The sequence below is a fragment of the Cellulomonas fengjieae genome, assembly GCF_018388465.1.
In the GTDB taxonomy this organism is placed as follows: domain Bacteria; phylum Actinomycetota; class Actinomycetes; order Actinomycetales; family Cellulomonadaceae; genus Cellulomonas; species Cellulomonas fengjieae.
On record NZ_CP074404.1, the window covers coordinates 585,109 to 606,217 of the forward strand.

Consider the following 21,109-nt stretch of genomic DNA (forward strand, 5'->3'; position numbering starts at 1 on the left):
ACGCGGTGTGACGTGCACCAAATTGCTCGCGGAAACCGGGATCGTATCGATACGATCGGCGCACGACGCGACCCGGCACCACCGATCACCGCGGACGTCCCACCCCGTCCCTCAAGTCCCAAGGTTTCGCTGTGCCCAAGGTCCTCACCGCCGGTTCTCCCTGGCGCGTCATCCTCCTGTTCGCCGTCCCCCTGCTCGTCGGCAACGTCGTCCAGCAGCTCTACCAAGCGGCCGACGCCGTCGTCGTCGGCCGCGTCCTGGGCGTCGACTCGCTCGCCGCCGTCGGCGCCACCGGCGCCCTGCTGTTCCTCCTGCTCGGCTTCGCGTGGGGCATGACCAGCGGCTTCGCCATCCCGACCGCGCACGCGTTCGGCGCCGGCGACCACGCGGCCGTGCGGCGCTCCGTCGCCGCCGGCGCGGTCCTGTCCGGCGCGACCAGCGCGGTGCTCACCGTCGCGGCGCCGCTGCTGGCCGGTCCGGCGCTGCGGATGCTCAAGACCCCCGAGGAGCTGCTCCCCGAGGCGACGACCTTCGCGGTGATCAGCTTTCTCGGCGCCAGCACGATGATGTTCTTCAACTTCCTGTCGGCCATCATCCGGGCGATCGGCGACTCGCGGACCCCGCTGATCTTCCTGAGCATCAGCTGCGTCCTGAACATCGTGCTCGTGGTGGTCGCGGTCGCCGGGCTCGGCATGGGCGTCGCCGGTGCCGCGGTGTCGACGGTCCTGTCGCAGGCGGTCTCGGTCGCGCTGTGCCTGGAGTTCGTGCGACGACGCGTCCCCGTGCTGCACGTGCGCCGCGAGGACTGGCGCGTGAGCGGGCACGAGCTGCGTAGGCACCTGAAGCTCGGGCTCCCGATGGGGTTCCAGGCCTCGATCATCGCCATCGGCACGCTCGCCGTGCAGGTCCGCCTCAACGGGCTGGGCTCGGAGGCGGTCGCCGCCTACACGACCGCCACACGCGTGGACGGGCTCGCGGTCGCGCTGCTGGCGTCGCTGGGCCTGGCTGTCTCGATGTTCGTCGCACAGAACCTGGGCGGCGGGCGGCCGGACCGCATCCGCCAGGGCGTCGTGCACGGCCTGTGGATGTCCGTCGCCGGCTCGCTCCTGCTCGGTGTCGTCCTGGTGGCGGCGGGCTCGACCCTCGTCGGCCTGTTCGTCGGAAGCGGTGAGGAGCGCGTCGTCGAGATGGCCGCGCACTACCTGCTGGTCAACGGAGCGCTCTACGCCGTGCTGGGCGTGCTGTTCGTGCTGCGCGGCGCCCTGCAGGGACTCGGGCAGACCGTGATCCCGACCGCGACCGGCGTGGTCGAGCTCATCTGCCGGGTCGGTGCCGCGAGCGTCCTCGGCGCGGCCTTCGGGTACAACGGTGTGGTCTGGGGCAACCCGCTGGCCTGGATCGGCGCGGTCGTGCTGCTGGTGCCCGCCTACCGGGCGGCGCAGCGGCGCCTCGCGCTGCAGCCCGTGACGGGTGCGGTCGGAGCGGTCCTCGGGGACGCGACGTCGCCGCGGCGCGTCACGCGCCTGCGGCGTCGGGGGCCGTCGGGTCGCAAGGTCACGCGGCGCCACCGCGTGCCGACGCCACCTGCGTGACGCCGCACCGCGGACGGTGGGGCAGCCCGCCGGCCGCGCGTCGAGCGCTCCGGCTTGGGCGGGTTTGTCCGGATGTCGGACATCGCGTCGCCCGCTGCGCTACCGGTGGGCCCCGCGCGGTCCCTATCGTGGCAACGTGAACCCGCTGAGCCAACGGATGCGCGACGCCCGGGACAAGGCAGGGCTGAGCCAGGGCGAGCTCGCGCGTCGGGCGGCGGTGCACCCCACGTACATCTCGCACGTCGAGAACGGTCGCCGCGGACTGGGCCACGAGGCGCTCGCCCGGGTCGCCGAGGCGCTGGGTGTCACGTCCGCCTACCTCCTCGACGGCGAGGAGGCCTCCGACTACCGGTCGGCCGGGAGCGCCCTGGTCGAGGCGCGTCGGCTCTCCCGGATGGGCGAGCCGCGGGCCGCCGCGGAGGTGCTCAGGCGAGTCGACGTGAGCGGCCTCGACATCGACACGGCCGCGCGGTTCGGGCTCGCGCTGGCCGAGACGCTTGACCTCGCCGGGGATCTGGAGGCGTCGATCGACGCACTGGAGACCCTGTGCGGCCGTCTCATCGAGTCGCGCCGGTACCCGCAGGCGGCCTACGCCGCGATGCGCATCGTCATGGCCCTGACCGAGGTCGCCGACCTGCACCGGGCGGTCGCCCGCGGGGAGCACCTGCTCGCGCAGCTGCCGGCGTCGGCGGCCGGCAGTGACGAGGTCGTCCGGCTGGAGTCGACGATCATCTGGGCGTACATCGCGCGCGGTGACACCACCTACGCGCGGTACCGCGGGCGCCAGCTGCTCGCGCACACCCGCCAGCACGGCTCGGCGCGCGCGGTCTCGTCGGTGCACTGGAACCTCGCGTTCGTGGACGACGCCCTCGGCGACCCCGACGCGGCGCTCGCGCAGCTGGAGTCCGCGATCGCGTTGGCCGGGACGGACGAGATCGACCGCGACCTTCCGCGGCTGCGCCTGGACCGCGCCCTGCTGCTGGTGTCCGTGGACCCGCCGCGTGCCGCCGACGCGCTCGCGGACCTCGACGCCGTGCAGACCGCGCTCGAGGTGGGGGAGTCGCAGATCGAGCTCGCCCGCGCCGAGTCGGTCCGGTCGAGGGTGTGGCTGCTCCTCGACGACCCTGTCGCGGCGCAGCGCCACGCGGCCCGGGCGGTCGAGCTGCTGCGCGAAGGGGTGCGCAGGGACTCGGCGTCCGCGCACGAGGCGCTCGGCGACGCGATGCTCGCGCAGAGGTCGCGTCCCGAGGCGGTCAAGGAGTACCGGTCCGCGGCCGAGCTCCTCGACATGATCTCGTCGGGGCGGTCCGCGGCCGTGCTGTGGCGCCGGATCGGTGACCGACTGCGCGTCGCCGGGGACGATGACGAGCGGGTGGTCGAGGCCTACGGCCGTGCGCTCGCGGCCGCCGGGATCCGCGGGACGCTCCCGGCACCGCCCCCGCACGCGGGGTAAACGTGGGCAAACGGGCCATGTCTACCCCGTGGTGTCCTACGTCATTGCGCCCCAGACATCGGATCGGGACCATTCGAGGTGTACCGGACAGTCCGGTACTCCCTCCGGAAGGTTCTCCCCATGAAGAAGCTCAGCATCGCCCTCCTCGTCGCCCTCGCCGCCTTCGCCGGTGTCAGCGGAGCCACGGCCGCATCCGCAGCCGCCCACGTCTCGGCCCAGCCGTGCTGCAAGATCGTGCACTGAGACCACTGGACACGGTGTCACCGGGTGCGTGGGCCGGCCTTCGGCGGGGACGCCGAAGGCCCCCGGGCGACAGCCTTGCGGTGGCATGCGGCGAGCGCGCCGGGACGCCTCCGGGCCGGTCGTGCGCACGTTCGAAAGTCCACCCTGGGTATTCACCCGGACGGGTGCCTTGGACGTTTGACCAACACCACTTTCGTACCGCACACTCGTCCTGACGGTGCGCATCGCCTGCCCCCTGCGCGGTGCGCACCGTCGCAACTTTCGGAAGGGCGGGACCGGTCCATGCGACCAGTCCCGCCCTTTCGTGCATCCCGACCTGCCGCACCCCGGCGCGTCCTGCCCGAGATCCTGCGCCGCGCGGTTAGCGTTCCAGCGTGACCGTCCCCGTGCGCACCTCCGGCCCGGGACCCGACCAGGCTCCTGAGACCGGCGCAGACTCAGCCGACCGCCCGCTTCTCGTCGAGCCCCCGACCGCTGCCGAGGTGCTCGAGGGCGCCGTCGCCACCTGGCGGGCGTCGCTGGTCGAGGCGGCAGGGGGGTCCACGCTCGTCGACGTCGAGCTGCTCGGTGACGCCGCGCTCGACCTGTCGGCAGCGCACCCGTCCGGGATCTCCCAGCTGTTCGCGGGGCGCGAGACCCGGCTGTCCAACCTCATCCGCGAGGGCTCGGCGCTGTCGACCGCACGCCGCCGCGCGCGGGCCGTGAGCGCCCGTGCCGCGGTCTACGCCCAGCGGTACGGCATCGCGCCCACGTCGCTGGCCATCGGGGTCGCCACCTGGACCGAGCGCACCACCCCGGACATCGCGAGCGACGACGTCGCCGCCCTCGCGTCGGTGACCCGGCAGCGCACGCCGGACGGCGAGCAGCCGGCCGACTCGGTCCCCCGCACCGTGCGGGCGCCCGTCCTGCTGCGGCCGGTCACGCTGCGCGCCCGGGGCTCGGGCGAGAGCGACTACGAGCTCGCGCTCGAGCCGTCGCTGGAGGTCAACCCGGTGCTCGCCCGGGCGCTGCGCTCGCGCGGGGCGCTGCTCGACGCCGGCGCCGTGGCGCGGGGCACGTTCGGCTCCGACGGGTTCGACCCGCGCGGCGCGCTGCAGCGGCTCACCTCGCTCGGCGAGGCCGTCCTCGACGACTTCTCGATGAGCGAGCGGGTCGTCGTCGGCACCTTCGTGCACCCCGGCCAGATCCTGGTCGACGACCTCGACAACCTGTCCGGCACCCTCGAGCGCCACGAGGTCGTCGCGGCGCTCGCCGGCGTGGAGGAGTCCCGCACCCGGCTGCGCCGCATCCTGCCCCAGCCGGTGCCCGGCGACCGCGACCCCGGCCACGAGCGCGGCGTTGGGGACCTCGACCCCGCGCAGCAGCACGTGCTCGACGTGGTCGCCACCGGCACGCACCTGTTCGTCGACGCCCCGGCGGGTGCCGATGTGACCGGAACCCTGGCCGCGCTCGTCGCCGACGCCGCGGCCACCGGCCGGACGGTCCTGTACGTGCCGGGGCACCGCCGGTCGGCCACCGCGCTCGCGGACCGCTTGGGTGCCCTGGGCCTCGGTGACCTGCTCCTCGACGTGGCCCCCGACGCCGGTTGGCGCGCGGCGATCTCCCGTCGCCTGCTCGGTGCCATGACCCTCGAGGCGCCCCCGGTCGACGCGAACGGCGTCGTGGCCCTGCGCAGCGAGCTGGTCGGCACGCGGGAGCGCCTGCGCTCGTACGTCGACGCGCTGCACACCGAGCGCGCACCGTGGGGCGTCTCGGCGTACGACGCGCTGCAGCAGCTGGCGCGCCTGACCTCGACGCGGCCGACGCCGAAGACGACCGTCCGCCTCCCCGCCGACGTCGCCCGCCTGCTCGACGCCGACCGGCGGGCCGACCTCACGGCGGACCTGGTCCGGGCGGGAGAGCTCGGCGCGTTCCGCATCCGGCCCACCGACACCCCCTGGTACGGCGCCGACCTGCGCACGCGTGCCGACGCCGACGCCGTGGTGCACCGGCTCGCCCGCGTGCTCGACTCCGGGCTGCCCGGGCTCGTGGCGCGCACCGCGCAGGTGGCCGCCGAGACGGGGCTGCAGCAGGCGACCACCGTCGTGGCCTGGGCCGAGCAGCTCACCATGCTCGACGGGGTGCGTGCGGCGCTCGACGTGTTCCAGCCGGTCGTCTTCGAGCGCACCGCCGCCGACCTGGTCGCCGCGACGGCGACGAAGCAGTGGCGCGCCGAGCGTGGTCTGGAGATGGGGTACTGGCTGCGCCGGCGGCTGCGCAAGCAGTCGAAGGACATGGTGCGCCCCGGTCGTCCCGTCGCGGACCTGCACTCCGCCCTGCTGGAGGTGCAGGCGCAGCGCGAGGTCTGGCAGGCGCACTGCCCGTCCGGCGGGTGGCCCCGGTTGCCCGACGGCCTCGAGCACATCGAGGAGGAGTACGCCGCCGTGCGGGCCGACCTCGACGCGCTCGACGAGGTGCTCGCGACGACCCCCGCCGGTGCGGGCCTGTCCGCGCTGCCCTTCGCAGCCCTCACCGAGCGGCTCACGCGGCTGCGCGCCGACCTGGGTGCGCTCACCGACCTGCCCGAGCGCACCGCCATCCTGCACCGCCTGCGGGCTGCCGGCCTCGGCCCGCTCGTGGACGACCTGGCGGACCGCGGCACCGATCCCGCGCTCGCGCCGGCCGAGCTGGACCTGGCCTGGTGGAGCACGGTGATCGAGCAGATCCTGGGCGAGGACCCCGCGCTGGCCGGTTACGACGGTGCCGCGCTGGGTGCGCTGTCCAACCAGTACGCCACGCTCGACCGCGCGCACGTGAAGAGCCTGTCCGGTCCGGTGCTCGGCGCGGTCGTCGGGCACGTCTCGCACGCCCTGCGCCAGCACCGCGAGCAGGCCGAGGCGCTGTTCGCGGACCTGGTCGACGAGCGGCTGACCTCGTTGCGGGACACCATCGTGCGGCACCCCGACGTGGCGCGACGGCTGCGGCCGGTCATCGCAGCGAGCCCCATGCTCGTCCCGCAGGTGCTGCCGCCGACGCGCACCGTCGACCTCGTGGTCATCGACTCGGCCGCGCACCTGCCGGTCGAGGTGGCGCTCGCCGCGGTCGCGCGCGGTCGCCAGGTGGTCGTGGTGGGCGACGCGCGGTGCGCCTCGGGCAGCGCCGTGCGCGAGCTCGCGAGCGTCCTGCCGTCCGTCGCCCTGCGCGCCGACTCGTCGCGGCGCGACCCCTACCTCACCGCGTTCCTCGCGGCGCACGGCTACGCGGGCGTCCTGCGCCCGACGCCCCTGCCGCAGCACCGGCCCCTGGTCAGCCTCGACCTCGTCGACGGCACCGGGATGCCCGACGGCCAGACCGGCTCGGTCGACTCGACGCGCGAGGAGGTCGAGCACGTCGTCGAGCTGGTGGTCACGCACGCGCTCCTGCGGCCGGACGAGACGCTCGCGGTCATCACCGCGACCTCCGCCCACGCGGAGGCGGTCCGCGAGGCCGTCCTGTCGGAGGTCCGCGGCAACCCCGCGCTGGCCGCGTTCTTCGACTCCGGCCGCACGGACCCGTTCGTCGTCACCGACCTGCCGAACGTGGCCGGGCTGCGCCGCGAGGCGATCATCCTGTCGCTCGGCCTCGGCCGGACCCCGCACCGCAGGGTGCTGCACACGTTCGGTCCCATCTCCGCGCCGGGCGGCGACGCGCTGCTGCTCGACGCTCTCGGCTCCACGGCGCACCGGCTGACCGTCGTCGCGTGCTTCGGCTCCGAGGACCTCGACCCCGAGCGTCTGCGCGGTCCCGGTCCGCGGCTCCTCGCGGACGTGCTCGCCTTCGCGGCCCGCCGCGGCGCCGGTCAGGACGTCGCCGACCTGGTGACGGTGCCGGAGCCGACCGACCCGCTGCTGCGGTCGCTGACCGTCGCCGCGGCCGCCGCGGACGACGCCCTCGCCGCGGCCCACGAGCCGGACCGGCTGCTGCTGGACCTCGCCGAGCGCCTGTGGAAGCACGGCCTGCTGGTGGAGGCCGACCACGGCATCCCGGGCGGGGACCGGATCCCGCTGGTCGTCGGACACCCGGACCTGCCCGGCGAGATGCTGGTCGCCGTCCTCACCGACGACGCGCAGTACACGGCGGAGCCCAGCGTCCGGGTCCGCGACCGCCTCACGCCGGACCGGCTGGAGCGCGTCGGGTGGAGCGTCATCCGCGTCTGGGCGGCCGCCGCCTTCATGGACCCGCAGGCCGAGGTGGACCGCATCCGGCGGGCCGTGCACGCGCGCGTTCCCGGCCCGGTGGCGCCGCGCACGGCGCCGCTGCAGCTGGGCCTGATCGACGAGCCCGACGACGCCGAGGAGCTGCCGACGCCCGCCCGTCGCCGCGACCCGCGTCCGCCGACCGGGGTCTGGTCGACGGTGGAGGTCGTGCAGCAGGCCGCGCAGGCGACCGGTCCCGCCGTGGAGCCCGGCGGGTCGCCCGCCGACGGCGCCGCGTCACCGGTGGCGCCGCCCGAGCCGGGTGAGCCGTCCCAGGACGACCCGCGGCCGGCGGGCCGGGCCCTCCAGCTCGCGCTGGCGGTGCCGACGCGGAAGCGTCCCGACGTCCGCCGCGGCCTGCCGATCGGCGCCTACAGCGACGACCAGCTGGACGACCTGGTGGAGTGGCTGCAGTCGGACGAGCAGGAGCGGACGCGCGAGCAGCTGGCGGACGCCCTGCGCGACGAGCTCGGGATCACGCGCCGCTCCTACCGGATCGACACCGCGATCCGCGGCGCCATCACCCGCGCCATGCACTGACCGTCCCCGGCGCGTTCGTGGGGGACAGGCACGCGGTGGGATCATCGAGCGGTGACGTCGTCCGAGCAGCCCGAGCAGCCACGCGTGCGCCGACCGCGCCGCGCGGTGCGGCGTGCGGGCACCGTCGGCGGTGACGACGCCAACCTCCTGTCGACGCTGCCCGCACCTGCGCCCGTGCCGGTTCCCGCGCCTGTGGCCGTACCCGCGCCCGCGGTCCCCGGTGAGCCCGCCATCGCGGTGCGGAGCGCGGACGACTCCGACACCGGCTGGGGCGAGCGCGCCACCGACTCCAACGACGACCGGCTGAGCCAGGACAAGCCACCGCACTGGTAGCGCGCCTGTCGGAGGTACGCGAGACGATCACCGCACCCCGGACGTCCGGCCGGTGCGCGAGCGAAGGAGACCGCCATGGCAGAGGTTCTGCTGTTCCACCACGCCCAGGGACTCACGTCGGGTGTCCGCGACTTCGCGGACACGCTCCGCGGGGCCGGGCACACCGTGCACGTGCCGGACCTGTACGACGGGCACGTGTTCGACGACCTCGAGTCCGGGCTCGCCTATGCCGACGAGGTCGGCTTCGGCACCGTCATGGGGCGGGGGCGAGCGACCGTCGAGCAGCTGCCCGAGGGGCTCGTCTACGCGGGCTTCTCGCTCGGCGTGCTGCCGGCCCAGCTGCTCACCCAGACGCGACCGGGCGCCAGGGGCGCGCTGTTCTTCGAGTCGTGCGTCCCGCCCGCGGAGTTCGACACCCCGTGGCCGCAGGGCGTGCCGGTCCAGGTGCACGGCATGGAGTCCGACCCGCTGTTCGCCGGCGAGGGGGACCTCGACGCCGCCCGCGCGCTGGTCGAGGAGACCCCGCACGCCGAGCTCTTCCTGTACCCCGGCGACCAGCACCTGTTCGCGGACCCGAGCCTGGCGTCGTACGTGCCCGAGGCGGCCGAGCTCCTGAAGGAACGCACCCTCGCGTTCCTCGCGACGATCCGCTGACGCCGCAGCAACCGCTCACCCGCCCACCGGACCGCCCGTCGGCGACCTCCACCCGACCCGCCCGCGACCACGCCATGAGTGGCGAGGACGGGGCCCGTAGCGCGCCTCATGGTGTGCTCACGCACCTGCACCCACCTGCACCCACCTGCACCCACCTGCACGCACCCGCTCGCCGCGGGTGCGCCCGCGTCAGAGCGGCTTGGGGGGCGCGTCCGGGCCGGGTGGGATCGAGGGCGGCAGGTCGCTGCCGGTCGACCCGGTGGCCGTACCGCTGTCGGCCGCCCCGCCGGCCGCGACCCCGCCGGCCGCGGCCTGCGGTCCGGTCGGCGTCCCGGTCGTGGCGCCCGCGCCCGCGTCGTTGGCGATGGCCGGCGAGGGGCGCGCGGCGAGCAGGTCGCGGATCTCCTGCAGCAGCAGGATGTCCTCGCTCGGTGCTTCCGGCTCGTCCTCCTGACCGCGCTTGCGCCGGGCCGCCATCGCGTTGAGCGGCAGCACGATGAAGAAGTACACGGCGGCGGCCGTGAACAGGAACTGGATCAGCGCGTTGAGGATCAGCCCGATCGAGAACACGGCATCGTTGATCTCGAAGGCCCAGACACCGCTGAGGTCGGTCTGACCGAACACCGCGGCGATCAGCGGGCTGATGAGCCCGTCGACGAACGCCGTGACGACCGCGGTGAACGCGGCACCGATGACCACACCGACCGCCAGCTCGACCGCGTTCCCGCGGGAGATGAAGTCCTTGAAGCCCTGGAGCACCTTGGCGGTGCCCTTCAGACCTTGGCGAGCGCCGCTGATCCCAGAGTTGATCCTGTCGGTCACGGTGGTGCCCCCTCGGGTGGGATGTCGATCGTCCGACGCCCCGGCGGAGCGTCTCCGCTCGTTCGATCATGACACGACGACCGCGGACAGCAAGGCGGAGGCAGCGGCGCCGGCAAGCGTCGCGGCCTCGTGCGGCGCCACGGCGAGCAGGACCGGGACGGAGTCGTCCGTCGTGCCACCGATCCCGAGCGCCGCCGAGGAGGCGCCCCGCCGCGTGACCGGGAGCACGAGCGCCCGGCTCGCGACCACCCCTCCCGGACCGCCCTCGGGGGTGGCGGCCAGGACGTCGACCCGCATGCCGGCCGAGAGCAGCCCGGCGACCGCCGGGTCGGCGAACCGGACCGTCGCGACCACCGTCCCCGGCGGTCCATGGACCTCGTCGGCGACGAGCAGGCCGGGGAGCACGGGGATGCCCGTCGCGAGCGGGACCGCGGTCGACGACCCGACGACGTCACCCGGGTCGGTGACCGCCCCGCGCGGCGCGACCGCGGTCGGCAGCCGCGCCACGCGGACGTCCGCGCCGGTCAGGTCCGTGCCGGCGGCGATGTCCCGGGCCGCGACGACGACCGCCGCGGTCGGCGGGTCGGGCGGGCGCAGCGCCTGCACGGTGCACCCGGCGGCGATGCCGAGGAGGACCGCGCACACCAGGAAGCGCGCCCGCCACAGGTGTATCCGCAGTGCGAGACGGAACGGGCGCCGACCATGCGGCAGCGGTGGCGGGCGACCCGCGAGCGGAGGGGGATGCATGGCCGCCGACGGTAGGCCGGGGTCGCACGCCGGCTGGTCCGTCAGGCCGTCGCCGGTGGAACCGGCCGCCGATCCGCGGGCTGAGGGCGGCTCGACGCCGCGGCTCAGCCCAGCTCAGCTCAGCTCAGGACGGTCAGGACGACGCGGGCTTGGCGGCCGGCTTCGCGGCGGGCGCAGGCGTCGAGGACGTCGACGAGGAGTCGGGGGTCGACGACGTGGCGGGCGTCGACGGGCCGGGCGTGCCGGACGTGCTGGGCGCCGAGCTCAGCGCGGACGACTTCGCACCCGCGCGGGCGTCGTTGCGGTAGAAGCCGGAGCCCTTGAACACGACGCCGACCGAGGAGAAGACCTTGCGCAGCCGGCCCTCGCACTCGGGGCACACGGTCAGCGAGCTGTCGGTGAACGACTGCACGATCTCGAAGGTGTGACCGCACGCCGTGCAGGCGTAGGCGTAGGTGGGCACTGAGGGTCTCCTGGCAGCTGATCGAACGACCGGATGGTCTGGCACTCGACTGGTCCGAGTGCCAATCTTAACCGCACGCCCACCCGGGGCATTCCGGTGGGCGGCGCGCGGCCTGCGGGAGCGCCGCAGGCCGAACGGGCAAAGTACCCTCCGAAGCGTGTCTCGTCGCCGCCTGCTCCGTCTCAGTCTGACCACCGTCGCCGTCGTGGTCGTCGTCGCTCTGGTCGCCGTGGTGGTCTCGGCGACCATCGTCGTGCGCCGGCCCCTGCCCGAGGTCGCGGGCGAGCAGCAGCTGCCCGGCCTGGACGCGACGGTCTCGGTCACCCGGGACGAGCGCGGCGTGCCGACGATCACGGCGACCACCGCGCAGGACCTGTTCCGGGCGCAGGGCTACGTCGCCGCGCAGGACCGCTTCTTCGAGATGGACTACCGCCGGCACGTGACGGCCGGCCGCCTCTCGGAGCTGGTCGGCGAGAACGAGGACGCGCTCGCGGCGGACAAGGTGATCCGGACGTTCGGCTGGCGCGAGGTCGCCGAGCAGGAGTGGGACCTCCTGCAGCCCGCCACCCGGGAGGCGCTGCAGGCCTACGCCGACGGCGTCAACGCGTACCTGGACGGCAAGGACCCCGGTGCGATCGCCGTGGAGTACAGCGTGCTCGGCCTCCAGACGACGGTCCGAGCGCCGCGGGAGTGGGACCCGGTCGACTCGCTGGCCTGGCTCAAGGCCATGGCCTGGGACCTGCGCGGCAACTACGACGCCGAGCTCGAGCGCGCCGCGTCGTACTCGTCGGTCGGCGACATCGCCCGCGTCGACCAGCTGTTCCCCGCCTACCCCCAGGACCTCAACCTGCCGATCCTCGCCGCGGGCGACGGCCCCGTCGCCGAGGTGCAGCAGGCCGCCGCGTCGACCGAGCCGCTCGACCTCGGCAGCTCCGACCTGCAGGAGGCGATGGCGTCCGCCGCCGCCGCGCTCGCGGCCGTGCCCCATGTGATGGGCGACGGCGAGGGCGTGGGCTCGAACTCGTGGGTCGTCTCCGGCGAGTTCACCGAGTCCGGCAAGCCGCTGCTGGCCAACGACCCGCACCTGGGCATCTCGGCGCCGGGGATCTGGGAGCAGGTGGGACTGCGGTGCGCGGAGGTGTCGGCCGACTGCCCCTACGACGTCTCCGGGTTCGCGTTCGCAGGGCTGCCGGGCGTCGTGATCGGGCACAACGCCGAGCTCGCCTGGGGGCTGACCAACCTGGGCGCGGACGTCACGGACTTCTTCATCGAGCGGGTCGACGGTGACGCGACGCTGCTCGACGGGGCGCCGGCGCCGATCACCGAGCGCCAGGAGGTCATCCGGGTCAACGGTGGCGACGACGTGCACCTGACCGTCCGGGAGTCGGTGCACGGCCCCCTGGTGTCGGACGTGCTCGACCTCGTCGGGGTCAGCACGGCGCCCGTCCCCGACGACGCTCCCGGCCGCGGCTTCCAGGTGGCGCTGCGCTGGACCGCCCTGCAGCCGGGCCGCACGATGGACGCGGTGCTCGCGATCAACGTCGCGAAGGACGCCGAGGACATCCAGGAGGCGGCCGCCCTGTTCGACGTGCCGTCGCAGAACATCGTCTTCGCGACGACCGACGGGCACATCGGCTACCAGGCGCCTGGCCGCATCCCCGTCCGGTCGACCGTCCCGACCGGTCCCGTCCCGTCGAACGGCACCTGGCCGCGTCCCGGCTGGGACAGCAGGTACGACTGGCAGGGCTTCGTCGACCCGGCGACCATGCCCCGCGCGCTGGACCCCGCCGAGGGGTTCATCGTCACGGCCAACCAGGCGGTCCTGCCCGCCGGCGTCGGGCCGTTCCTCACCGCCGACTGGGACTACGGCTACCGCGCCCAGCGCATCCGCGAGCTCCTGTCGTCCGCCACGGGGGAGGACAAGGTGAGCGTCGCCGACATGGGCGAGATCCAGGTCGACCAGCACAGCCCCTTCGCGGACGTGCTGGTCCCCGTGCTGCTCGAGCTCGACATCGAGGACTCCTTCGACGACGACGGGCAGGAGCTGCTGCGCACCTGGGACCGCGTGCAGTCCGCCGACTCGGCCGCCGCGGCGTACTTCGCGGCCGTCTGGGTCGACGTGCTGGAGGCGGCGTTCGCCGACGACCTGCCGGACGGGTACGGACCGTCGGGCGGCTCCCGCTGGCTCGAGGTGGTCCGCAGGCTCGTCGACGAGCCGGCGTCGCCGTGGTGGGACGACAAGTCGACCCCGGGCGTCGTCGAGGGGCGTGACGAGGTGCTGACCCGCGCGATGGTCGACGCCCGCCTGCAGCTGACCGCGCAGCTGGGCCGCGAGGCGACCGACTGGCGCTGGGGGAAGGTGCACGTCGCGGCGCCCGAGCACCCCGTGCTCGGGGGCTCGTCACTGCCCGGGGTGGTGCGCGACCTCATGAACCCGGACCCGGTCGCGGTCGGCGGGGGCTCGTCGATCGTCGACGCGACCGCGTGGGACGCGAGCTCCGGGTCGTTCGCCGTCACCGCGGCGCCGTCCATGCGCATGGTCGTCGACCTCGGGGACCTCGACGCCTCGACCTGGGTGACGCTGACGGGCGCGTCCGGCCACCCGGCGAGCGTGCACTACGCCGACCAGCTGGGTCCGTGGTCGAGGGGTGAGACGTTCCCGTGGCCGTTCACGCGGGCGGCGACAGAGGCGGACGCCCGGGACCGGCTGACGCTCACACCGTGATCGGGTGCCATCCCTGCGGGGTGGCGACCGCGTCGACCAGGCGGTCGTGGCTCTCCCGGGGCAGCGGCCGCTCGTCGGCGTCGTAGAGCTCCTCCGGGAACACGAGGGCGATCACGGGGGCGCCGGGGCGCAGGTGCTCGAGCGCCCGGTCGTACCAGCCGCCGCCCTGGCCGAGGCGCGCACCGCTGGTGTCGACGGCCAGGGCGGGGGCGATCACCACGTCCGCCTCCGCCAGCGCCGCGGCGCCCAGCGGGGGGCCGCTGGGCTCGGGCGGTCGGCCGGGGGCGCGTTCCCGCAGGTCGTCGGCGCGGATGTACTCGGCCCAGTCGCGCTGCAGCCCGGTGCCCAGCACGGGCAGGAGCAGCCGGACGCCGCGGGCGCGCAGCGCATCCAGCAGCGGACCGGTGCCGGGTTCGGTCACCCGGGACGCGTACACGGACGCGCAGCGCGCGTCGGCGACGGCGGGAATCGCGAGCACGACCTCCGCCAGCTCGCGGGCGGCCGCGTCGCGCAGCCGCACGGAGCGCAGCTTGCGGGTGTCCCGGATGGCGACGCGGAGCCGCTCCTTGACGTCCTCGACCTCGTCCCCCTCGGACACGCGCGGATACGGCTGGGCGACGCTGCTCATGCAGACAGTCTCACCCACCCGGCGGTCGCGGGACGACCCCCCCAGGGAGGAGATGTGGCGTGACGCACACCACTGGGCACTCCTCGGCGGGCGCGGCTAGGGTCCGAGCATGACCATCCACAAGGCAGTCATCCCCGCCGCGGGGCTCGGAACCCGGTTCCTGCCCGCCACGAAGTCGACGCCCAAGGAGATGCTCCCGGTCGTCGACAAGCCGGCCATCCAGTACGTCGTCGAGGAGGCCGTCAAGGCCGGGCTCGACGACGTCCTGCTCATCACCGGTCGCTCGAAGCGCACGCTCGCCGACCACTTCGACGCGGTGCCGGAGCTCGAGGCCGCGCTCGAGGCGAAGGGCGACCTGGATCGGTTGGCCAAGGTCCGCGAGTCCACCGACCTGGGTCACGTGCACTTCGTGCGCCAGGGCCAGCCCAAGGGCCTGGGCCACGCGGTGCTCCAGGCCAAGCACCACGTCGGGCACGAGCCGTTCGCGGTCCTGCTCGGCGACGACCTGATCGACGAACGCGACGAGCTGCTCAGCACGATGCTCGCGCTGCAGGAGCGCACCGGCGGATCGGTCATCGCCCTGCTCGAGGTGCCGCCCGCGCAGATCTCGATGTACGGCTGCGCGGCCGTCGAGCCGTTCGACGGCGCCGAGGGCGGGGACGCTGCTGACACGGTGCGGATCACCGGCCTGGTCGAGAAGCCCCCGGCGGACGAGGCTCCCAGCAACCTCGCCATCATCGGCAGGTACGTGCTGCACCCCGCGGTGTTCGAGATCCTCGAGAACACCGCACCGGGACGCGGCGGGGAGATCCAGCTGACCGACGCGCTCGCGACGCTCGCCGAGCTGCCCGCCTCCGAGGGCGGCGGCGTCTACGGCGTCGTGTTCCGCGGCCGGCGCTACGACACCGGTGACCGCCTGGACTACCTGAAGGCCGTCGTCCAGATCGCGGTGGACCGTCCGGATCTCGGACCCGAGTTCCGGACCTGGTTGGGCGAGTTCGCGCAGAACCTCAGCACGCCGCAGTCCGACTGACCTGCCGGGCGGGGCAGAATGCCCGCATGAGATCGGTCCAGGATCACCTCGCGGCCGTGCTGGCCTCCGTCGGACCGGTCGCTCCGCTCGACGTCGTGCTGCGCGACGCCGTGGGCTGCATCCTCGCTGCCGACGTCACGGCCACGCACGACCTGCCGGCGTTCGCGGTCGCGTCGCGTGACGGGTACGCCGTCGCCGCGCACGAGACCGCGGGCGCCGGCTATGCGAGCGCGCAGTCCCTGCCCGTCGCGCACGACGCCCGGCCCGGCGCCGGTCCGCTGCGCCTGGTCCCCGGCTCGGCGGTCCGGGTCGCGTCCGGCGCCGCGCTGCCGCTCGGCGCCGACGCGGTGGTCCCCCTGGAGGAAACCGACCGGGGGACCGCGCGTGTCGCGATGCAGCGCCCTGCGGTGCCCGGCCAGCACGTGCGGCCCGTCGCCTCCGACGTGCGCGCAGGTGCGGTGGTGCTCGAGGCCGGCACGCGCCTCGGTGCCCGCCAGCTGGCCCTCGCCGCAGCGATGGGCCGGGGCCGCCTTCGCGTGCACCCGACACCGCGCGTCGTGCTGCTCTCCGTCGGCGACGAGCTCGTCGAGCCCGGCACCCACGCGGACCGGGCGGGCGCGGGGGTGTTCGAGGCCGACGGGCACGCGCTGGAGGCGGCCGTCCGGGACGCGGGCGCCGCGTCCGTCCGGGTGGGCATCCTGGGCGACGACCGTGCGGTCCTGCGCGAGGCGATCGAGGACCAGCTGGTCCGCGCGGACCTCCTGGTGATCACCGGCGGCCTGTCCGAGCTGACGCACGACACCGTCAAGGACGTGCTGGCGACGATGGGCTCCGTCCGGCTGGACCACGTCGCGATGACGCCCGGCCAGCGGCACGGCTTCGGCACCGTGGCGGACGACCTGGCCAGCGACAAGGCCGTGCCGATCTTCGCGCTGCCGGGGCACCCGGTCGCCGCGCAGGTGTCGTTCGAGGTGTTCGTGCGGCCGGCGCTGCGGGCCATGGCGGGGCACGCCGAGCTGTTCCGTCCGTCCGTGGCAGCCGAGGCCGTCGAGGGCTGGGTCTCGCCGCCGGGCCTGCGCCAGTTCGTCCCGGCCACGGTGCTCGGGTCGCCCGACGAGGGGTACCGCGTGACGCCGATCGGTGACCCGTCGGCACCCACGGTGAGCGCACTGGCGCACGCCAACGCGCTCGCGGTCGTCGGGGAGCAGGACCTGACGGTCCACCCCGGACAGGTCATCCACTGCCTGGTCCTGGAGGGCTGATGGCCACCGGGTGGCCCGCGGTGCTCGTCGAGGGAGCAGTGCGACTGCGTCCGCTGCGCCGCCGCGACCAGGACACATGGATGGCGCTGCGGGCGCAGAACGCGGCGTGGCTGGAGCCGTGGGACGCCACCAGCCCGGTGCCCGTCAGCGGTCCGCGTCCGTCCTTCGGCACCTTCGTGCGGTCGCTGCACGCGCAGGCACGCGCGGGCACGACGCTGCCGTTCGCCGTCGACCTGGACGGCCGCCTCGTGGGCCAGCTGACGGTGTCGTCGATCACCTACGGGTCGCTGCGCTCGGCGGCCATCGGCTACTGGGTGTCCGAGCACGTCGCCGGCCTGGGCATCACGCCGACGGCGGTCGCGATGGCCACGGACCACTGCTTTGACGTCCTGGCGCTGCACCGGGTCGAGATCAACATCCGCCCGGAGAACGGGCCGTCGCTGCGGGTCGTGCAGAAGCTCGGCTTCCGCGACGAGGGCGTGCGCGAGCGGTACCTGCACATCCAGGACCGGTGGTGCGACCACCGGTCGTTCGCCCTGACCGTCGAGGACGTGCCCGAGGGGCTGCTCCAGCGGTGGCGGACCCGGTCGCGCGGATGACCGGGCCGACACGCCGCCACGGTCCCGGGCGGGCACGGGTCCGACGCCTACCGTCATGACGTGAACGATCTCGCAGGACCGGTCGCGCTCGCGCTGGTCGGACTGTGGGTGGCGTACCTGGTGCCGCACAAGCTGCGGCACCGACAGCAGCTGCTGGAGTCCCGTGCGGACGACCGGTTCTCGGAGGCGCTGCGCGTGGTCGCGGTGAGCGACCGGCGCATCCGCCAGGAGGCCGCCGCCGCGGAGTGCGGGCCGACGGCGAGCAGCACCGTGGGGTTGCTGACCCCGAGCAGAGGGCTCCCGGTGGCCACCGGGAGCGCGACAGGAGGCACCACCGTGGACCGACCGCACGGCACCCAGGATCGGATCACCGCCGATGCGGCCCGCCGCGCCGCGCAGGCGCGCGCTGCCCGGGCGGCCTCCGTCGCCCGCCGCGCCGCCGCCGCGCGCCGTCGTGCGGTCCTGGCCGGCATCCTCCTCGCCGCCACGGCCGTCGGGTGGGCCGCCGTCGGGTTCAGCCCCCTGGTGACCTGGGTGGCCGGTGCCGTGCCGACCGTCCTGCTGAGCACCGTCCTCGTCCTGGGCCGCCGGGCCGTCGTGGCGGGGCGCGCGGCGGACGCGGCGTGGGAGCGCAAGATCGCCGACGAGCGGCGGGTGGCCTCCGGCCCGCGCACCGGCGCGATGCGGGCGGTGGCCACCGCCACGCGGCCCGCGGCGACGACGCAGACGACGAAGCCGTCCACCAAGCAGACGAAGAAGCAGACGACGTCAGTCGCAGCACCGGCCGCCGAGGCGACCCCCGCCACGCCCGACGAGGCCCCGCTCGAGGCGCCGACGGCGTTCGTCACCGGCCGGGCCGTCCACCCCTCCGACGCCAGCACCGAGGTGTTCGAGCGCATCGTCGCGGACAAGGGCGAGTCCGGCGGGCCGGTCCGCCACGCGTCGACGGGCCAGGTGCCCGTCGTCCGGGTCGAGGCCGCGGAGCCCGAGGCGTCGTCCGACGACGAGGCGTGGTCACCGGTCCCCGTCCCGCGCCCGACCTACACGATGAAGGCGTCCGCACCGCGTCGTGAGCCCGCCCCGCTGGACAACCTCGAGGGGTCGACGGCCGTCCGCGCCGAGGCCGAGGCGCCCGCCGGCGTCGACCGCGCACCGCTCGAGGCGCCGGTCGAGACCACGGGGAGCATCGACCTCAACGCGGTCCTGGCCAAGCGCCGCGTCGCCGGGGAGTGACCGCGCGGATTTCGCGATCCGCCTGGCGCTGGTGTTAGTCTTTAGGCCGCTCGCGGGGCTGTGGCGCAGTTGGTAGCGCGTCTCGTTCGCAATGAGAAGGTCAGGGGTTCGAATCCCCTCAGCTCCACCCGAGGAAGCCCTCGTCTGACCAGGCCATATGGCCTGGGAAGGCGGGGGCTTCGTGGTTGTCATTCGTGCCCGACCCCATCGTGCGCACCCCCCGGGCGCCCCGGGCCCTCATTGAGCCTGCTGAGTCCCGCCTGATCCGCCCCGGTCCCGAGGAAATGCAGGTAGCGGTTCGTCGTGGCGATCGACTCGTGGCCGCACCACGCTTGGACCGTTCCCGGATCCACGCCGCGCGACAGCCAGAGGCATGCGGCCGTGTGGCGAAGGTCGTGCAGGCGCCGGCCGCCGCCGGTCGTTGTCCAGTGCAGCGTCCTCAAGACTGCCGATCGGTGCAGCTGCGCACCCTGTGCCGTCGTCAGCAGGAGATCGTCAGCCGCCTTGCCGTTGGCGAGATCACGAACTATCGGAAGAACCCGGTTTGCGAGTTCTGCGTGGGCCGCGTCGGCGAATCTCTCGACTGATTCGCCTAGATGTCGCCACTCCGCCGATGCGGTGACTAGGCGGGCGGTTCGTGGAGGGCGGGCGGGTGGCCTGATCGACGCCCCCGCCGTCGGCTGGACCGCTGGCGTGCTCGTTCACCTCCACGACAGGTCAGGCCCTTGCCGTTGCCCCGTTGTGGACGCTCTGCTCCTACATGCTGACTGGCGTTCCATCACTTCGACCGCGTTGCAGTCGTCAGCATCCACCACCGCCGACGGCTGCCGATCAAACTCGGCCGAGTTCGCACGCTCGCCCTTCTGTGCCTTGTCGCGGGAACCCTGCTCATCACCCTCGCGAACACGGCCGCAGGCGTCATGATCTCCGCTTGGTGGATCTGCGCTCCCCTCCTGCGCCTCGTGCCGGGAATCCGGTGGTCATGCGCAGGCCGGCTGCCGCCGGCGGCACGGCGTTCAGCGACCCACCGGGGACTGGGTCATCGCTCTACAAGTCGGGCGGCCAGGGAGTGACGCCATGGCCGGCGCCGCCGCACTGGTCCAGAACACCGTGCCCGCGACCGCGAGCATCGGAGTGCGAGCAGCCAACAATCGCCTCGCCCGGCTCTACCAGCACCAGTATGGGTTCCAGGTGGGCAACGCGGATCGCCCGCTCGAGCTGCTCCGACCCGCACAGTGACTCCGACGGGGCGTATCAGCAACTAGGTGCGATCCATCCAAGAACACGAGCAGCGGATCGGCCACCGACCTTGCCCAGCGCGCGACCAAGAGCGTCACTCGATGGGCGTTCGACCGCATCGCGGAGCTGCTCGGCGTGAGCACTCAGCGAGCCAGGCTGATCACCAAGCCTTGCGACACGGGCAAGAGATGCCCGGGTCGCGGCGGTTCATTTCTCAGGTCGTTGCCGCCTGTTCGCTCCAGTGAACACGGCGTACCGTTGATGGGGAGGAAGTGGGGTCGCCGATGGATTACGTCCCAAACGAATACGAAACCGTAGTCCGGGGCACCAGGGACCCGTCTCCGACCGTAGTCCGGGGCACTAGTGGCCTGGCTCCGAACAACTTCCCGCAAGGTCCGGGTCCCGGTCTGGGTCCTCTCGGAACCGGTATCAATCGCGGTGCACAAGGAGCACTGGATGCCAGTGTCGGTGTCCTTGCGCGTCAGCACGAGCAACTTGCTCGCCAAGCAGCCGAACATGCGCGCCAACGGGTGGCCGAGGCGGCCCGTCTCGCCGACCAGCAGCACCACGACGCCGCTGAACGGATGCGCAGGCAGGCTGAAGCAGCCGAGCGCTACGCCCGGGACCAACGATCTCGAGCGGACAATCTGCGTAGGACTGCTGCCGAGGAGCGCGGTAACCGCACGAAGAGCGGCCGTGGCCTCGGAGGTTGGCTACGGAGCCTCTTCGGCGGGGGCGCGCACTTCACTCAAAGCCCCTCGGACCAGAATGCCCCGCGACAGACAAAACCGCTGACGCCGCCCCCGCGAGTTAAATTCGGCGACCCTACCGGATGGATCCCGGACCACTGGTACGTCGAATCCGGTTCGCAACACTGGGAGCCCGCGCAAAACCAGGAAGCAGTCGACGAGGCCGTGGCGAGCGGAGCACCCGGCACGTACGCGCGCTACGAAAACGGAAGTTACGTCCAGGTGACCAACGTCCCAGACGACGCGGCCACGGGACCCGTCGAGTGGACAGACGAGGATGGGTCCGAGGGGCGATCGAAGACAGTCAACATGCCGGACGGATCGACAGTTTCCACCCAGTGGGTGACTTCATTCACGGACGACGGCTCACCTCAAACGACGGTCACGACCGTACAGAACAACCCGGACGACAGCACAAATGTGGTGGTGAAGCGGCCGGACGGTTCGACGACCGAGTCCACGACAAACTCCGACGGTAGTCAGTTGATCATCGAGACGGGAGTCAACGGGTCAATTGGGATGACGTGGACGGGTCCGGACGACCTCATTCAGGGATTGCCCGGCCCAGGGGAGGAATAGC

19 protein-coding genes and 1 tRNA gene are annotated in these 21,109 nt (G+C 73.7%); 15 read left to right on the forward strand and 5 right to left on the reverse strand.

From position 1 onward, the window contains the following. The first annotated feature begins 131 nt into the window (after positions 1–131). From KG102_RS02765 to KG102_RS02785, 6 genes are all read left to right on the forward strand, one after another. Positions 132–1,592, forward strand: coding sequence for an MATE family efflux transporter (locus KG102_RS02765; RefSeq protein ID WP_208290551.1), 1,461 nt, complete (start codon positions 132–134; stop codon positions 1,590–1,592). 136 nt (positions 1,593–1,728) lie between these two features. After that, positions 1,729–3,045, forward strand: a complete 1,317-nt coding sequence (locus KG102_RS02770; RefSeq protein ID WP_208209987.1) for a helix-turn-helix domain-containing protein — start codon at positions 1,729–1,731, stop codon at positions 3,043–3,045. A gap of 120 nt (positions 3,046–3,165) precedes the next feature. Then, positions 3,166–3,288, forward strand: a complete 123-nt coding sequence (locus KG102_RS18895) for a hypothetical protein (RefSeq protein ID WP_255547449.1) — start codon at positions 3,166–3,168, stop codon at positions 3,286–3,288. Between the two features lie 374 nt (positions 3,289–3,662). Then, positions 3,663–8,042: a hypothetical protein gene (locus KG102_RS02775; protein WP_208290550.1), complete on the forward strand. Its 4,380-nt coding sequence runs from the start codon at positions 3,663–3,665 to the stop codon at positions 8,040–8,042. A gap of 51 nt (positions 8,043–8,093) precedes the next feature. Next, positions 8,094–8,375, forward strand: a complete 282-nt coding sequence (locus KG102_RS02780) for a hypothetical protein (RefSeq protein ID WP_208211207.1) — start codon at positions 8,094–8,096, stop codon at positions 8,373–8,375. 75 nt (positions 8,376–8,450) lie between these two features. Beyond that, a complete protein-coding gene (locus KG102_RS02785) occupies positions 8,451–9,029 on the forward strand; it encodes a dienelactone hydrolase family protein (RefSeq protein WP_208209985.1) in 579 nt (192 codons plus the stop codon). Positions 9,030–9,218: 189 nt separating this feature from the next. Here KG102_RS02785 and mscL read toward each other — a convergent pair whose 3' ends face one another. The 3 genes from mscL to KG102_RS02800 all read right to left on the reverse strand — a co-directional run bounded on the left by mscL (position 9,219) and on the right by KG102_RS02800 (position 11,061). Then, on the reverse strand, positions 9,219–9,851 hold the full coding sequence (mscL, locus tag KG102_RS02790; protein ID WP_249667443.1) for a large conductance mechanosensitive channel protein MscL: 633 nt from the start codon (positions 9,849–9,851) through the stop codon (positions 9,219–9,221). 66 nt (positions 9,852–9,917) lie between these two features. Continuing rightward, complete coding sequence (locus KG102_RS02795; protein WP_249667444.1) at positions 9,918–10,496, reverse strand: SAF domain-containing protein; 579 nt, start codon at positions 10,494–10,496, stop codon at positions 9,918–9,920. Between the two features lie 235 nt (positions 10,497–10,731). Continuing rightward, entirely contained in the window at positions 10,732–11,061 is a 330-nt protein-coding gene (locus KG102_RS02800; protein ID WP_208209984.1) for an FmdB family zinc ribbon protein, read from the reverse strand. A 157-nt stretch (positions 11,062–11,218) separates the two neighbouring features. Between KG102_RS02800 and KG102_RS02805 the strand changes: the two genes are divergently transcribed. After that, positions 11,219–13,786, forward strand: a complete 2,568-nt coding sequence (locus KG102_RS02805; protein WP_208290549.1) for a penicillin acylase family protein — start codon at positions 11,219–11,221, stop codon at positions 13,784–13,786. Here KG102_RS02805 and KG102_RS02810 read toward each other — a convergent pair. After that, on the reverse strand, positions 13,776–14,414 hold the full coding sequence (locus KG102_RS02810) for a 5-formyltetrahydrofolate cyclo-ligase (RefSeq protein ID WP_208290548.1): 639 nt from the start codon (positions 14,412–14,414) through the stop codon (positions 13,776–13,778). The genes KG102_RS02805 and KG102_RS02810 overlap by 11 nt on opposite strands. Positions 14,415–14,523: 109 nt before the next feature. Between KG102_RS02810 and galU the strand changes: the two genes are divergently transcribed. The 5 genes from galU (at position 14,524) to KG102_RS02835 (ending at position 18,668) form a co-directional block, all read left to right on the forward strand. Then, the gene (gene galU, locus KG102_RS02815) at positions 14,524–15,447 is read left to right on the forward strand and encodes a UTP--glucose-1-phosphate uridylyltransferase GalU (protein ID WP_208290547.1); all 924 of its coding nucleotides are present in this window, start codon (positions 14,524–14,526) and stop codon (positions 15,445–15,447) included. A gap of 26 nt (positions 15,448–15,473) precedes the next feature. Continuing rightward, entirely contained in the window at positions 15,474–16,709 is a 1,236-nt protein-coding gene (locus KG102_RS02820; protein ID WP_208209980.1) for a molybdopterin molybdotransferase MoeA, read from the forward strand. Then, complete coding sequence (locus tag KG102_RS02825; RefSeq protein WP_208209979.1) at positions 16,709–17,308, forward strand: GNAT family N-acetyltransferase; 600 nt, start codon at positions 16,709–16,711, stop codon at positions 17,306–17,308. The genes KG102_RS02820 and KG102_RS02825 overlap by 1 nt, the downstream gene beginning before the upstream one ends. Before the next feature lie 60 nt (positions 17,309–17,368). Continuing rightward, on the forward strand, positions 17,369–18,541 hold the full coding sequence (locus KG102_RS02830) for a hypothetical protein (protein ID WP_208209978.1): 1,173 nt from the start codon (positions 17,369–17,371) through the stop codon (positions 18,539–18,541). A gap of 54 nt (positions 18,542–18,595) precedes the next feature. After that, a tRNA-Ala gene (locus tag KG102_RS02835) sits at positions 18,596–18,668 on the forward strand. 61 nt (positions 18,669–18,729) lie between these two features. On the opposite strand, the gene KG102_RS18705 is transcribed toward KG102_RS02835, so the two are convergent. Beyond that, on the reverse strand, positions 18,730–19,029 hold the full coding sequence (locus KG102_RS18705; protein ID WP_322972667.1) for a tyrosine-type recombinase/integrase: 300 nt from the start codon (positions 19,027–19,029) through the stop codon (positions 18,730–18,732). On the opposite strand from KG102_RS18705, the gene KG102_RS18900 reads away from it, so the two are divergent. From KG102_RS18900 to KG102_RS02850, 3 genes are all read left to right on the forward strand, one after another. Continuing rightward, on the forward strand, positions 18,997–19,128 hold the full coding sequence (locus KG102_RS18900) for a hypothetical protein (RefSeq protein ID WP_255547448.1): 132 nt from the start codon (positions 18,997–18,999) through the stop codon (positions 19,126–19,128). The genes KG102_RS18705 and KG102_RS18900 overlap by 33 nt on opposite strands. A 490-nt stretch (positions 19,129–19,618) precedes the next feature. Next, positions 19,619–19,780 (forward strand): hypothetical protein, encoded by a 162-nt coding sequence (locus KG102_RS02845; RefSeq protein ID WP_208290546.1) that lies wholly within the window; start codon positions 19,619–19,621, stop codon positions 19,778–19,780. Positions 19,781–20,310: 530 nt separating this feature from the next. Further along, positions 20,311–21,108, forward strand: a complete 798-nt coding sequence (locus KG102_RS02850; RefSeq protein ID WP_208290545.1) for a hypothetical protein — start codon at positions 20,311–20,313, stop codon at positions 21,106–21,108. Position 21,109: the final 1 nt, after the last annotated feature.